Annotated in this window: 11 protein-coding genes; 8 read left to right on the forward strand and 3 right to left on the reverse strand. The window is 41.8% G+C overall.

The features are described from left to right. Positions 1–21: 21 nt before the first annotated feature. Positions 22–1,104 (forward strand): sialidase family protein, encoded by a 1,083-nt coding sequence (locus D1013_RS15120; RefSeq protein ID WP_205601253.1) that lies wholly within the window; start codon positions 22–24, stop codon positions 1,102–1,104. Positions 1,105–1,126: 22 nt separating this feature from the next. Here D1013_RS15120 and D1013_RS15125 read toward each other — a convergent pair whose 3' ends face one another. Further along, the gene (locus D1013_RS15125; protein WP_121849626.1) at positions 1,127–1,819 is read right to left on the reverse strand and encodes an HAD family hydrolase; all 693 of its coding nucleotides are present in this window, start codon (positions 1,817–1,819) and stop codon (positions 1,127–1,129) included. 131 nt (positions 1,820–1,950) lie between these two features. Between D1013_RS15125 and D1013_RS15130 the strand changes: the two genes are divergently transcribed. The 5 genes from D1013_RS15130 to D1013_RS15150 are packed head-to-tail and all read left to right on the forward strand — an operon-like array spanning position 1,951 to position 8,823. Further along, positions 1,951–3,738 (forward strand): L-fucose isomerase, encoded by a 1,788-nt coding sequence (locus D1013_RS15130; RefSeq protein WP_121849627.1) that lies wholly within the window; start codon positions 1,951–1,953, stop codon positions 3,736–3,738. A 53-nt stretch (positions 3,739–3,791) separates the two neighbouring features. Then, entirely contained in the window at positions 3,792–5,369 is a 1,578-nt protein-coding gene (locus D1013_RS15135) for an FG-GAP repeat domain-containing protein (protein WP_121849628.1), read from the forward strand. A 50-nt stretch (positions 5,370–5,419) separates the two neighbouring features. Then, complete coding sequence (locus D1013_RS15140; RefSeq protein ID WP_121849629.1) at positions 5,420–6,715, forward strand: glucuronyl esterase domain-containing protein; 1,296 nt, start codon at positions 5,420–5,422, stop codon at positions 6,713–6,715. Positions 6,716–6,745: 30 nt separating this feature from the next. After that, entirely contained in the window at positions 6,746–7,597 is an 852-nt protein-coding gene (locus tag D1013_RS15145; RefSeq protein ID WP_162987921.1) for a Nif3-like dinuclear metal center hexameric protein, read from the forward strand. Positions 7,598–7,653: 56 nt separating this feature from the next. Then, entirely contained in the window at positions 7,654–8,823 is a 1,170-nt protein-coding gene (locus D1013_RS15150; RefSeq protein WP_121849631.1) for a dipeptidase, read from the forward strand. 9 nt (positions 8,824–8,832) lie between these two features. On the opposite strand, the gene D1013_RS15155 is transcribed toward D1013_RS15150, so the two are convergent. Both D1013_RS15155 and D1013_RS15160 read right to left on the reverse strand, forming a co-directional pair. Then, complete coding sequence (locus tag D1013_RS15155; protein WP_121849632.1) at positions 8,833–9,789, reverse strand: metallophosphoesterase family protein; 957 nt, start codon at positions 9,787–9,789, stop codon at positions 8,833–8,835. A 10-nt stretch (positions 9,790–9,799) separates the two neighbouring features. Continuing rightward, positions 9,800–10,759 carry a D-2-hydroxyacid dehydrogenase gene (locus D1013_RS15160; protein WP_121849633.1) on the reverse strand — a complete coding sequence of 320 codons (960 nt, stop codon included), beginning with the start codon at positions 10,757–10,759 and terminating at the stop codon, positions 9,800–9,802. A gap of 158 nt (positions 10,760–10,917) precedes the next feature. Here D1013_RS15160 and D1013_RS15165 point away from each other — a divergent pair, with 158 nt between their 5' ends. Together D1013_RS15165 and D1013_RS15170 are read left to right on the forward strand one after the other, a co-directional pair. Continuing rightward, positions 10,918–13,272 (forward strand): GH92 family glycosyl hydrolase, encoded by a 2,355-nt coding sequence (locus D1013_RS15165; RefSeq protein WP_121849634.1) that lies wholly within the window; start codon positions 10,918–10,920, stop codon positions 13,270–13,272. A gap of 168 nt (positions 13,273–13,440) precedes the next feature. Next, positions 13,441–15,684, forward strand: coding sequence for a ligand-binding sensor domain-containing protein (locus D1013_RS15170; RefSeq protein ID WP_121849635.1), 2,244 nt, complete (start codon positions 13,441–13,443; stop codon positions 15,682–15,684). The last annotated feature ends 63 nt before the right edge of the window (positions 15,685–15,747 follow it).

Raw genomic sequence — 15,747 nt, forward strand, 5'->3', positions numbered from 1 at the left:
TAATACTTATCAATTAACCACATGCGCTTACTTATAATACTCACACTTGTGGCCTTGGCCTCATCATGTAAAGAAAAACCTTTTGAACTACCTGAAGACCAGCCTATCGAACATGAATCAGTAATAATGCAAGAGTTCATTTACGGCTTGGAAAATGCACCGACCCTCGAAGCCCATGCCTCTACTGTTGAGAAAAGCAACGGAACCGTTGTTGCTTCGTGGTTTGGCGGCACCAAAGAAAAAAATAAAGATGTCGGTATTTGGGTCTCTAGAAAAACTAATGATCATTGGTCAACGCCTATCGAGGTTGTCAATGGATTGCAGCCTGATGGGGTTACGAGATACGCCTGTTGGAACCCAGTTCTGTTTAAGCAAAAAAATGGACCGCTTTACCTATATTACAAAGTAGGGCCTAGCCCTCAAGAATGGTGGGGACTTTACATGACTTCCGAAGATGACGGAGCCTCTTGGTCAGAGCCGATCAGGTTAGCAGAAGGTATATTAGGGCCCATCAAAAACCAACCGATTACATTAGAAAACGGCGATGTGTTGTCGCCTTCAAGCACAGAGACTACGTCTGGAGATTGGACGATACATGTAGAGAGTAGTAGTGATTCATTGAAAACATGGGCAAGTACTCCACCACTGAATAATCCCTTAAAATTTGGTGCAATTCAACCGGTAATCTTTAATCATGGTCAAGGTCGATTACAGCTGTTGAGCAGAACGAAAAACGAAGTGGTTACAGAAAATTGGTCATCTGATTATGGAAAGACCTGGAGCGACATGGAAGCCACGAAACTACCTAACCCCAATTCCGGTATTGATGGGGTAAGTCTTTTAGATGGAAGGCATCTTCTGGTTTACAACCCTAATGGAAAAAATTGGGGCGACAGAGTTCCATTAAGTATAGGTATCTCTACAGATGGAAAAGAATGGAAGCGTGTTCTAGACCTTGAACCTTTAAGGGAATCTACAGATAAAGAGAGAGAAGAGTACTCATATCCTACGGTCATACAGGCGAAGGATGGCTTAGTGCACATCGTTTATACCTGGAATCGGAAAACCGTTAAATATGTGGTTCTTGATCCTGCCAAACTTTAAGTTTCAAATTCTTTGACAGATTTTAAAGAGAGTCAAATAGTTCTTTGGTCAATTCACTATAGTTGTGAAATATTCCATCGGCAAGGGCTAATTTATCGATTGTCTCAGTATTCGGTATGGCCAAACATCTAATTCCTGCCGCCTTAGCCGATTTAATCCCGTTTTCTGAATCTTCTATGACCATGCACTCACTCGCTTTGGCCTTCAATTCTTGCAGGGTCAACAAATACGGTTCGGGATCCGGCTTGCCCTTGGAGACATTTTCTGCGGTTAGAATCACATCAAATGTATCGGTCAAACCCGTCAAACCTAAAGTTGAACTCACTTCAACCCTTGTAGAACTTGTTGTCAAAGCCAACGTGTAAGAACTCGAAAGCCTTTGTATGCACTCGACAACTCCCGGATAAATTTTCAAATTCTCCTCGACAAGCCCCAAGTAGATTTCTGTTTTCTTTTCTATGGTACTCAATATATCAACTTGCTTAATGGCAAAGTCATTGAACAAATCGGTAAAAGCTGCTACATCTGTTCTTCCTAAGCAATATGTTCTATAGATATCAGGAGAGACATTTAGACCCAACGTACCAAAAGCTTCTTTGGTCGCCATTTCATGACAATGTTCGTCATCGGTGATCACTCCGTTCATGTCAAATATGATGTGGGTAGTCATTTTTACAATAGGAATAAGAAGTGGTAAGAACAAAACTAAAAACATACCTCTTATGACCTTGAAAGTATCTTGTTAAAAAGCTATATTATATTAACCTCGCTCTTATTTGATTACCTCTATTTTTACATAATCAGTCAATATTTACTCAGTTTAACACAACTATTAAAACTTAAATAATGGGGAACAGGCTCATAGGTCGATTACCAAAAGTGGGTATCAGACCTGTAATCGACGGTCGTGAAAGAGGCGTACGCGAATCTCTTGAAAAGCAATGCATGGCAATGGCGAAGAACGCCGCCAAGTTAATCGAAGACAATCTTAGATTTCCCAGTGGGGAAGGAATCAGTTGTATCATTGCTGATACCACCATCGGCGGGGTTGCCGAAGCTGCCATGTGTGCAGACAAATTTGAGCGTGAGGGGGTTGCCGTGAGCCTTACCGTAACCCCTGCTTGGTGTTATGGTACCGAAGTGATGGATGCCGACCCCAATACGATCAAGGCTATTTGGGGCTTCAACGGAACCGAAAGACCTGGCGCCGTTTATTTGGCAGCGGCATTGGCGGGTTATGCTCAAAAAGGCCTACCTGCCTTCAGTATTTACGGAAAAGAAGTGCAAGACGCCAACGATACCGAAATACACCAAGATGTTCAGGAAAAAATTCTTCGTTTTGTGAAGGCGGCCCTTGCAGTAGCACAAATGAAAGGCAAGTCATACTTATCCGTCGGTTATTCTTCAATGGGTATTGTGGGTTCGATGGTCGACCAAGGGTTCTTTCATGACTATTTAGGTATGCGAACCGAATTTGTTGACCAAAGTGAAGTGAACAGACGAATTCAGGAAAATATTTTTGATGAGGATGAATTTAAGAAGGCATATGAATGGACCATCGAAAATTGTAAAGAGGGAAAAGACTATAACAGAGAAGATTTAAAAGGCAGTGCCGAAAGAAAAAAATGGGAATGGGAGACCGTTGTAAAAATGACCCTAATCATTCGAGATTTAATGATCGGGAACCCCAAACTGAAGCAAATGGGGTTTGGTGAGGAGTCTTTTGGAAGAAATGCCATCATATCTGGTTTTCAAGGGCAAAGGCAATGGACAGACCATATGCCCAACGGAGATTTCTCAGAAGCAATATTGAATTCTTCTTTCGATTGGAACGGGATAAGACAGGCATTTATGGTCGCAACAGAAAATGACAGTCTTAACGGTGTTTCAATGCTTTTTGGCCATCTATTAACGAATACTGCCCAAATATTTTCCGACGTAAGAACCTATTGGAGTCCGGAATCGGTTCTGAGGGCCACCGGAAAAAGCCTTCAAGGAAAAGCCAAAAATGGAATCATTCACCTTATCAATTCGGGGTCGACTACGTTAGACGCTACGGCCCAACAAAAAGATTTAGCTGGTAACCCGGTCATGAAACCTTTTTGGGATATTACCACAGATGAGGTTGATAATTGTTTGAAAGCGACCCAATGGCCTCAAGCGGTCAAAGAATATTTTAGAGGTGGCGGCTATTCCTCTCAATTCAAGACCGACGGTGAAATGCCGGTTACTATGTGCCGTATCAATTTGGTAAAGGGTATAGGCCCGGTCTTACAGATTGCCGAGGGTCATACGGTAGTTTTGGAAGACGGAGTACATAAATTACTCGATGAGCGTACCAACCCTACGTGGCCTACCACTTGGTTCGCACCAATTATTACGGGCAAAGGTGCCTTTAAAGATGTGTACAGCGTAATGGCCAATTGGGGAGCAAATCATGGGGCCATCAGTTATGGCCATATCGGGGCCGACTTAATCACCTTGGCTTCGATGTTGAGAATTCCGGTGAACATGCACAACGTAGCAGAAGAAAAAATCTTCAGACCTGCACTTTGGTCATCGTTCGGTGAAGACAAAGAAGGTCAAGATTATAGGGCGTGCAGTGCTTACGGCCCCATTTACGGAATCAAATAAACGTTATGGTACTTCCTTCGGTTGGCCTATCTTTAGGAACGACCTAAATAGAAATGCGAAAACTATTTACCTATAGCATCATTATATGGTCTTTGGCCGGCTGCCAATCAAATTCAAAACCGAAAAAGGTTGACACAGCCGAGCCAAAGGCAACGCAGTTAACCGGTAGTGAATTGGCTCAAATACATTGTGCCTCGTGCCATAGTTATGTTTCCCCTGAAATGCTACCAAAAAATATCTGGAAAGAAGATGTTCTACCGGCCATGGCACAGCGATTGGGTCTCTACACGAATGGCGTGCTCAACGATAGTATTTTTGGGAATGCTGAAAATGCAAAAGTTGTGAAGCAGGCCCATATTTATCCTGAGCATCCGATTATTGCTCAAGAAGATTGGAGAAAACTTGAAGAATTTTACACTCAAAACGCACCGGAGAAGGTACCCTCGCCTGTCTATAACGAAAGTATAGACCTCAATCTAAAACAGTTCGAATATCGAGAAGTTGAATTTGGCCACCGCCCACCCATGACCACCATGGTGAAAATTAGACCAAACCAAGAAGGCGTTCTCTTTGCCGATGGCAAACCAAAAAGTAACGTACTTTCTTTCTTAGATGCCCAGCAACAATTGCAAAAAAACATACTTACTTTCAATACGCCCATTCAATGGGAACAAAAAGGAGATTCTTCTCAATTATTGAGTGTGGGTAAAAATATATTTCCGAACGATTTGTCAAAAGGCACACTTCAAGGCTTATCAAACATAGGTGACGATTCGGCTCAAGTACGGTTAACTTCTATTCTAAAAGGTTTACAACGACCCGTACATATGGCCTACGGTGACCTAACGGGCAATGGTCAAGAAGATATGGTCATTTGCGAGTACGGTGACCACACTGGTCAGCTTGTTCTGTACGAAAACCGAGAGAACCAATGGCAACCAAAGGTTATTAAAAAAGCATCCGGTGCTATTAAATCGGTCATTAAAGATGTCAATAAAGATGGGAAGCTGGATATAATTTGCCTCATGGCACAGGGCGAGGAAGGCATCTATTGTTTCGAAAACCAAGGTAACGGCAATTTTCAAGAAAAGAGATGGTTACAATTTTCACCGTTGAACGGTAGTCAAAATTTTGAATACATTGATTTTAATGGTGATGGTTTCGATGACCTACTTTATGTATGTGGTGATAATGCCGACAAAACCCCCATCTTAAAAGACTATCATGGAGTGTACATATACCTGAACGACGGCGAAATGAATTTTGATCAAGCCTATTTTTTTAGAATGAACGGGGCTTATAACGCGCTACCAATTGATTTTGATAAGGATGGAGATTTAGATATAGCAGCAATTTCTTTCTTTCCTGATTATGCCAATAGGCCGGAAGAAAGTTTTGTGTATCTCGAGAATAAAGGCAACCTAAATTTTAGTGCCCAATCTTTCCCAAAAGCCAGTAACGGTAGGTGGCTGGTAATGGATGCCGGAGATATCGATGGCGATGGTGATGTTGATCTGGCCTTGGGATCATTTGTCTATTTTTTGGCCAAAGGCGATACCACAGGTCTTAGCAAGAGATGGCTTAGTGAAAGTCCGTCTGTGGCAATTCTTGAAAATATGTACATCCCCTAACTTATCAATCAAATTATATGGTAACTTTCAAGAAATCAAACTTTCATTTCATGTCATTTTTTCACAGAAAGGCCTTTTGGGCTTTTGCTTACCTAATGTCGATTACATCATTCGCAAACGCGCAAGACTTGAACAAAAAAGTAGCCGGTATTGCTATCAATTATGATGAAAATAACGTTCCCGATTATCAATTGCCTGAACTTCTCATCTCAGAGAACGGTGATAAGATTACTAGTCGTGAAGAGTGGTTCAACAAAAGAAGACCAGAGATACTGAGCCTGTTCAAAACTGAACAGTTTGGCCTATTTCCTGAAAAACCCAAATTAAACTTTAACGTTTTTGAGAATGATGGTTCGGCCTTTAATAACAAGGCATCAAGAACTCAAGTGAGACTGTTTTTTACGGAAGATACCACGAAAATAAAAGCCGATCTTTTAATCTATCTTCCAAAAAAGAGCAAAGGACCCGTTCCCTTACTCCTGAAAATCGGATTTTCTCCCAACTCCAACGCGGTAGATGACCCTGAACTCAAAGAGGGTATGATGTGGACCCGTGAAGGGGAAAGAGTCCCTGCTTCTCAAGGAAGGGCCTTTAAACCCTTTGATGTAGAGAAGTTCTTAGATAACGGTATTGGGGTCGCGACCATTTATTATGGCGATATCGAACCCGACTATCCCGCGGGATTTAAGAATGGTATTAGGGGCCATTATTTAGAAGAAGGCGAAGATTATCCGGCACCAAATGAATGGGGAACAATTTCGGCTTGGTCGTGGGGCCTTAGTTATGCTATGGACTATCTGGTGACCAATGATCACATAGATAGCAAAAAAGTAGCTTTATATGGCATTTCAAGACTTGGAAAAACCGTCTTGTGGGCCGGAGCCATTGATCAAAGGTTCGGCATGGTCATAGCCAGCTGTTCAGGTGAAGGCGGTGCAGCTATTTCAAGACGGCAATACGGGGAAACAATTCACCACATGGTGCACCCCAACCGCTATTTCTATCAATTTAGTGGAAGACGGGCCAAATATAGTTTTGATCCTAATAGCTCCCCTATCGATAGCCATATGCTCCTGTCACTGATTGCCCCTCGCCCGCTCATGTTACAGACCGGCGATACCGATTATTGGTCAGACCCCAAAGGAGAATTTGATGCTGCCGTAGCCGTAGAGCCCGTTTACGAATTGTTGGGTGCCGAAGGGCTGCAAACAAAAACTTGGCCCGCGGCAGAAAAACCGATTTTAAAAGACTTGGGCTATTATATGCACGCCGGAGGTCACGGCTCGCTGCCCAGCGATAACGATGTGTTCATCGATTTTCTAAAAATGCACTTCATCAACAAATAGTAAAAAGTATAACCTTAAAAATCTATGCCGATGAAATCACCCACCAAAATATTCATCATTCTGCTTTCTCCTTTGCTGATGTACTGTCAAGAAAAAGTTTCCGCAGAGGAAACGATTCAAACGATTATCACCGAAACGGAAGCCGCAACCGTAAACAACACGGTCGATATAGTAAAAGAGGGAGACCCCGAAACCACTGTTAAAGGCGTTGTTACCTGTATGTTTGCGACTATGGATGTGCTCAGAAAAGCGGTCGCCAAAAATTGCAACCTTATCATTGCCCACGAGCCTCTTTATTATAATCATTTAGATAGTACCGATAAATTTCAGGGTGACCCCGTTTTTGAAGAAAAAAAGAAGTTCATTTTAGATAACGGCTTAGTGGTATGGCGATTTCACGATTATGTGCATCGCATTCGGCCCGATGCTATAATGTCGGGCATAATCGAACGCCTAGGTTGGCAAGAAAACATTCAAGATGGCAATTATTACCAGTTTGAATTTCCTCAGACTACGCTCAATGAACTTTTGATTCAACTGAAAAAGACCTTTCCTGATAATGCTTTTCACGTGGTGGGAAACAAAGATATGCCACTAACGAATGTGGCCTTTATACCAGGTGCTTCAGGTACCGATGCACATATTTCACAATTAAGAAAGAACGATGTTGATGTGGTGATTGCCGGGGAGGTTCCACAATGGGAAACTTATGAATATGTAAGGGATGCCGTTTTGCAAGGCCGAAACAAAGCCATCGTTTTCTTGGGGCATATCAATTCTGAGGAAGCGGGAATGGAGTTTGCGGCCAAATGGATGCGTGATTTCATAACAGACATTCCCGTTGAATTCATAGAATGTGAATCTTCCTATTTTACGTATTGAACTATAAATCATAAGAAAAATAGTCAGTTTCAACAGAAGTAACCCGCATAAATCAAATGAAAAAGAAAACAGTTCTCATTGTAATTTTGGTTTTAACCCTAATCTATATCGCGGTCATTACTATTGTGCCCAAGGTGCTGGATAAAAAGCATAACCAGACCCAACAAGAACCACCCTATACCATTTCTAACGAAGCCCTTGAATTTTATAATTCTTTGGATTTTGTTTCAGACCTGCATTGTGATGCCCTTTTGTGGAGTAGGGATTTGACCAAGAAAAACGATGTCGGTCATGTTGATTTCCCGAGAATGCAAGATGCGAATATGGCCTTGCAGGCTTTTACTATAGTTACCAAATCACCTGCGGGGCAAAACTTTTCAAAAAATTCTAGCGATTCTTTTGATAACATTACTTTGCTCAATATAGTACAGGGAAAACCTTTGAGTAACTGGAACAGCCTTTTTAAAAGGGCCGAATACCAGTGTCAAAAACTACGGGAATATGTCGACGATTTTGAGGGTAATTTTATCTTGGTCAAAAACCAAAAAGACTTCGAGCATCTTCTAAATCAGCGGAAAAACGATAGAAGAACGGTTGGCGGCTTTCTCGGTGTCGAAGGAGGTCATTGCCTTGAGGGAAATCTTCAAAATCTGGATAAGTTATATGAAGAAGGCCTACGAATGCTGGGGCCTACCCATTTTTTTGATAACGAATTGGGCGGTTCAGCACATGGTATTTCAGAAGAAGGGCTGACCGATTTTGGCCGTCAGGTAATCAATCGTATGAATGAGCTGGGCATGTTCATAGACTTGGCACATGCTGCGCCGGCCATGATAGACGATATTCTTTCGATGACCGATAGACCGTTAATTGTTTCCCATACAGGTGTGAAAGGTACCATGAACAATTCGAGAAACCTTTCTGACGAACATATAAAAAAGATTGCTAGGAACGGAGGATTGATAGGCATCGCATTTTTTAAGGGCGCCGTGAGTTCTCCTGAAATTCAAGGTATTGTTGATGCCATGAAGCATGTAAAAAGTATTGCCGGTATTGACTGTATTGCTTTAGGCTCCGATTATGATGGAAGTGCTACCATGCCTTTTGATGTTACGGGAATGCCCCTTCTGGTAGAAGAACTAATGGCACAGGGTTTTAGCGAGAACGAAATGAGGGCCATTTTGGGTGAAAATGTAAAAAGGTTCATGTTAGCGAATCTCAAATAAGGCCCACTACTATTCTTGAACACCAACGCCCAGTTTCATACGTTCGGCTTCCCAACCGTGATCAATATAATCCCATGAGAAATCTTCGCCATTAACCTTTATCTTCATGAAACCTTCTTTGGTATTGTGCCTTCTCCCTTTCCATCCGTTTCCGGCAATCGAACCACCGGTCAAAAAATGAACACGGTCATTTACAAAACCATACTCCTTCCAATGTATATGTCCCTGTAAAACCAACTTTAAATTATGCTCTTTAAAAATGTCAAAAACCTCGAAGGCATTATTTGCCGTTCTCGTGCCTTCTTTGCCATTTAACTGTGAAAAAGTACAGAGCATAGGTATATGCGTGGTAATGACAATTGGTATTTTGGTATCAATAGCATTAAGATGATTTCTTAACCAAGCCAGTTGGTCTTGGTGAAAAGAACCCTTGTACCTCTTATTATCGGTAACATCTAAAGAGTTCAGGGTAATGAAATGCCAACCCTTATGGTCAAAAGCATAATAGGTTTCGCCAAAATAGCGCTGCCACATACCATATTTATAATCAGGATGCGTTTCGTCTTCAGGGCTCTCTTCATAAATACCAAAAAGGTCGTGGTTACCTATACAGTTATAAACCGGCATTTTAAATCCTTTTGCCATTTGGGTATATAGCTTAAAAAGTGCATCGCTTTTTTCGTAGTCACCACGCATAACATCATAGACCAAATCTCCTCCCGTAATTACAAAATCAGGATTCAGTTCATTGGTTTTATCAATAGCCATTTGAAACCCCTTAGGGGCATTCATTTCAGGTTTGATGTGTATGTCGGTCATGAAGACAAATTCGAAAGAAGATTCATCTGTGGCAATGAGGGGCTCCTCTCCCCTAACGGAAAACGGGATCAAAGGCGTCGCTGCCGTTGCCAGGCCTGATTTAATTAAAAACTTTCTTCTGGTTAGTGACTCCTTTTTTTGTTCCATTCTAAAACTATTAGGGGTTAACTACATTTTCAGGTTTTCCTGCCAAGAAAGCTTCTAAATTCGATACGGCGGTTTGCATCAAACGCTTACGAGCTGCTTGCGAGGCCCAGGCGATGTGCGGAGTGATGATACAATTATCAAGCCCCAATAACGGATTATCGGCATTCAAAGGCTCACTGGAGGCTACATCAACTGCGGCATAGCTTATTTTCTTGCTAACAAGGGCGTTTTTTAAATCTTCTTCAACAACCAACGGCCCACGAGATGTATTGATAAACATGACCCCATCTTTCATTTTTTGTATCGAGTTCTCATTGATCAAGCCCTTGGTCTCATCAGTCAGTGGGCAGTGTAAACTTATTACATCGGCCTCTGCCAAAAGTTGGTCAAAATCAACGTATGAGCAGCCTTCCGGTTCGGGAGTTTTACTGCTTCCCGTCGTGATTACCCTCATGCCGAATGCAGCGGCCAACTTCGCCGTTGCCTGACCAATACTTCCGAAGCCGACCAAGCCCATCGTTTTGCCCTCTAGTTCGACTAAGGGATAGTTCCAAAAACAAAAATCATCGCTAGAACTCCAGTCGCCATTTTGAACGGCTCGATTATGTTCGCCTACATGATGGCACATTTCCAGTAAAAGGGCCATTGTCATTTGTGCTACGCCCTGTGTTCCGTAAGTGGGTACGTTCGTAACGGTAATACCGCGCTGTTTGGCATAATCGACATCGACCACATTGAAACCAGTGGCCAATACACCGATATATTTTAGAAGGGGCACCCTTCTAATGACCTCTTTTGGTAATGGCGTTTTATTGGTAAAGACATAGGCGGCGTCACTGATAGCTTCCACAATTTTATCAGTTTCGTTGGGTAATCTATCATACACTTTGAGATTTCCTAGATTTTTGAGTCCATCCCAATTCAAATCTCCTGGGTTCAGCGTATACCCATCAAGTACAATTATCTTCATTTGTGTTCAGCTACCTTTTAAACATCCATTTTTACAAATATAAGCTTTAAGAGGCACCTCATATTTCTGCTTTTTTGTCTTTTACCCCTAGTATCTTAACCTAGTTAAATAAAGGTGAATGCTATATTTGCTTTTAGCTAAATCACAATAAACCAAGCATGTTTCGAACCGGCCTACTTTCCACCTTATCGTTATTGTTTACAGTTATTACTGTCAATAGTCAAAATCGACCAATTGATAATGTTGACCCCTTTATTGGCACTGATTTTTTCGGCCATACCTATCCGGGGGCTGCCTTGCCCAACGCCATGGTTCATTTGAGCCCTGATATTCATACCGAAGGTTGGACGTACTGTGCGGGCTATGTCTATTCTGAAAGTTCAATTATGGGCTTTAGTCATACGCACTGGAGCGGTGTTGGAATGGTCAATGGAGGAGAAATTCTATTGATGCCCACGACCCATCAGAAACTACAAGTCGTTCCAGGTTCTCTTGAGAACCCTGATGCGGGATATCGTTCCCGGTTTAGTCATTCTGAAGAATCTGCCTCCCCGGGTTATTATTCGGTAATGCTAAAAGATTATAATGTAAAGGCAGAATTGACCTCAACGGAACGAGCTGGTTTTCACAGATACACCTTTCCAAAGTCAGAGACTTCAAGAATTATTTTAGATGTAGGCCATCAAATTGGAAATATGACTCAAGGTGAACTTTCAGAATTGAAAATTATTGATAATCATCGTATTGAAGGAGCTAAAGCGGCCGGTCTCGGAAAGGTGTATTTTGTGGCCGAATTCAGCAAGCCCTTTCTATACTACGGAACCTTTGATGCTTCTTATAAAACGCCTGAATCGGACGGGAGTATTTTCCCATACAAAAATGCCGAAGTGGGCGATAAAATTGGGGCGTTTGTTCAATATCATACCGAAGAAGATGAGGAAGTACTTGTAAAGGTCGGTATTTCATATACTAGTATAGAAGGAGCTAGAAAAAACTTGAAGGCTGAAATTCCTCATTGGAATTTTGACCAAACCAAAGAGCGGGCAGAAAATATCTGGAACAGCGAGTTATCGAAAGTTACTGTAAAAGGGGGCACTGAAGACCAAAAACAGATTTTCACCACTGCCCTATATCGCTCGTTATTGGCCCAGTACATTTCTCAAGATATCGATGGGAGCTATTTTGGTTCTGACGGTAAAGTTCACAAAGCTGACGGATTTAATTTTTATGGTTCGTTTTCATGTTGGGATACCTATAGAACCCAACACCCTTTAATGACCTTAATCGCCCCAGAACATGTAAACGACTATATCAAATCGATTGAGGAAAAAGTGAAAAATTACGGCTGGTTACCTGCACAGCACTTCTTGAACGTTTATGGCGAATCGATGGTGGGTGACCACCTAATACCCATAATCGTTGACGCTTACTTAAAGGGCTATCAAGATTTTGATGTTGAAATGCTTTACAAAGCCATGAGAAAAAAAGCGATGGAAACCCCAAAATCACCGATACCTAGAGAAGCGAGTCGCTCAGGTCTTGAATTTTATCTTGATAAGGGCTATGCTCCCATAGATAAGGTTACCGAAGCGGTGCCCAACACTTTAGAACTAGCTTATGATGATTGGTGTATTGCCCAGTTGGCCGAAGAACTGGGTAAAGAAAAAGACCATGAGATGTTTATCGAGAGGGCCTATAATTATAAAAATGTTTGGGATAAAAAGAGTCAATTTATGCGCCCTAGAAAAGCTGATGGGTCTTGGTTACCTAGCCTAGAAAACTCTACCCAGCAAATTGTGACTGAAGGTGAGCATAGTTATTACCAATATTTTGATCCGTTGCTTGTGGGCAGAAGGCCCAATCGTCATTATACCGAGTCGAATGCATGGCAATATGTTTGGTCGGTTCAGCATGATGTTCAAGGGTTAATCCACCTTTTCGGAAGCCGAGAAGAGTTTATCGGTAAACTGGATACTTTTTTTGAAATGTCGCCCATTATTACCCCACCAAAATATGTGGGGGTCGTTGGTACTATCGGTCAATATGTTCATGGTAACCAGCCTTCTCATCACGTTACCTATTTGTATAATTATGCTGGGCAACCATGGAAAACACAACAAAGGGCAAGGCAAGTCATGAATGAGTTTTACCGTATCGGCCCTGGCGGATTGTCCGGTAATGAAGATATGGGTTCTTTGTCATCTTGGTATATTCTCAGTGCCATGGGTATTTACCCAATGGCCCCCGGAAGTACGGTTTACACCATTGGTAGCCCCATTTTTGAGGAAGTACAATTAAACCTCGCAGAGGGTAAATCGTTTTCTATAAAGACCAAGAACAATTCTAAAGAAAACCAATACATACAATCTGCCACATTGAACGGGCAATCTTTCAATCAAACCTTTATCGATCATTCTCAAATCCTTAAAGGAGGCACTTTAGAGTTTACAATGGGGCCCAAACCCAATAAGGCGTGGGGAAGCAAAAATATCCCTCCCTCGATGAGTAAATAATCAGATCTCGTTCGAATACAAGAAGAAAATGCCTTTGGGAAAAGATTCTATGCAAACCAAATAAAATATAGGAAGCATAGGGCTGTTTTAATCGTTTCTTTTGTTTCAATTGATGGAAAATTATCCTAATCAATTTAAACAATTTAAACAACCCTATCAAACTGACCCATGCTAAACCGCCTGTATTTCATTTTTTTGTTGGTTCCGTTTCTATTCCTCTCATGTTATGATTCGAATGGGGATACCGAAAAATCAGCTACCCTACCTATTTATCAAGACACTCCCTACTTACAAGATTACAGTGTCAAATATTATTTTAACAGTTCGGTTTCGCCAAAAAAAGTGTTCGAAGACCGTAACGGTGTTGTTCAAGTCTTAGGCAAAAATGGTTTGTATCGCACTTCAGCAGGTCAATTTTTGGTTGATGGCACATTGATAGCTGACAATACCTACCGACCTTTAAAAGATAAAAGCCTGAATGGCATTTCTTTATTTCAAGATCAATTCGTCTATGTAGATGATAAAGCAGTTTTGAGCAACGCTTGGGCCGGTAACCTATTTCTCCCTCACGACCTTGAAAATGCCAATCTGCTGGAACCTGGTTCCAATTTTGATTTCCTAATAAGTGATGGGAAAGAACTGCAGTTTTTGTCAAAAGACAAAGCCCCTTGGAAAGGTACTGTTGAAGACGGCAACATCATACAAATAAGATACGGGCATGAAGCCAATGTTTTTTGGATTTTAGGAAAAAATTCGGTCTCTACGTTCGACGCATCGAACAATCAAATAAAGACAATCAAAATAAACAATGAGGCCACTTCTTTTGACGTGGTAGGTGCAAAGTTATACATAGGCACACAAAACGGTTATTTTACCGTAGACTCCGAACTTAACGGCAAACCTTCCGATTTGATCAACAAGCTTCCTGTGCCCTCAATTACATGGATCGAAAGCATAGATGAAGAAATCTGGTTCGGATCAGATGAGGGTGCCTACCGCATGGATATCGATGGTGATTTCAATTATTATTACGGTAAGCGGTGGTTACCGGGCAACAAGGTTGTTCATATTAGTAGCGGCCATGAAGGAAGAGTACATATTTTAACCGATAACGGCCTGGCACAAATTCATTTCGATCCCATGACCTTGGCCGATAAGGCCGCCTTTTACGAAAAGCAAGTACGAGACAGACACATACGTTTGGGCTTTAATGCCTCTCTGGTAGATTTAAAAAATGGTGATGTGAACTCGGGGCGATTAGATGATTCTGACAATGATGGATTATGGACGTCGATGTACTTGGCAAGTCAAGTTTACAGGTATAAGGTTACTGGCAATGAAGAAGCCCTGAAAAATTGTTATGAATCTATGGAAGCAATGGAACGATTGTTCACGATCAATGATGTCCCAGGTTTTCCCTCCCGCAGTTTTGAACGAAGCGGTTATATAGAAAGTCTTCATGATTCCGATCGATGGCAACATACAGATGACCCAGAGTGGGATTGGAAATCGACCACGAGCAGTGATGAAGCTATTGGCCATATTTTTGTTTACAGCGTCATGGCCGAATTATTGGAAAATGATTTAAGGGAAAGAGCCATAACCTTGATAGATACGCTCATGGGCCACATTGTCAAAAACGACTATTATCTCGTTGACTTTGATGGTAAACCCACCACTTGGGGTAAATGGAATCCTGAGTATGTCAATGCGCGGCCTATAATGGTAGGTGATAGAAAAATCAATTCATCGAATATCATTGCCATGCTTCAAACGGCCTATCATTTTACCCAAAAGGAAGTATATAAAGAAAAGGCATTCGACCTGATGAACAATCATGGTTATTTTGAAAATTTGATGAGACCTATGAGCGAGATTGGCAAAGCCCCTGAAGACGCCGATGATTGGAGCAAGATGCTTTCCGAAGGTTGGAACCACTCCGATGACGAGATGTATTTTCTTGGCTATTGGGGCTTGTACAGGTACGCGCTTAACGATACCCTAAAAACGAAATTCAAAGAATCTATTATTGACCACTGGGAGTCGGAAAGACCTGAAAAAGATGGGGCATGGAATTTACTCACTGCCGTATGCGAAACTCAAAACTTTGACCTAGACGAAGCCGCTTGGTATCTTCGGGAACATCCGATGGATATGCGCTCGTGGGATGTTAAGAATTCGCACCGGAAAGACCTTACTTTTATCGAACCTAATTTTAGGGATCAAACGACTGAAGAGGTACTACCGCCAGATGAGCGTCAAGTGCAACGCCACAATGCCAATATGTTCCGATTAGATAGAACAGGTGGCGATGGTTCAGAAGAATACTCCGCCGGCGACATTTGGCTTCTACCCTATTGGTTAGGGCGATATCTAGGTGTCATTAGTGAGCCAAGGCTGAACAAAGAATAATAAAGAAACCTTTTTTCATGCATTGCAAAAAGTTTTGTTTTCTAATTTTAATCGCATTTACCA

Source organism: Euzebyella marina (assembly GCF_003687485.1).
Taxonomy (GTDB): domain Bacteria; phylum Bacteroidota; class Bacteroidia; order Flavobacteriales; family Flavobacteriaceae; genus Euzebyella; species Euzebyella marina.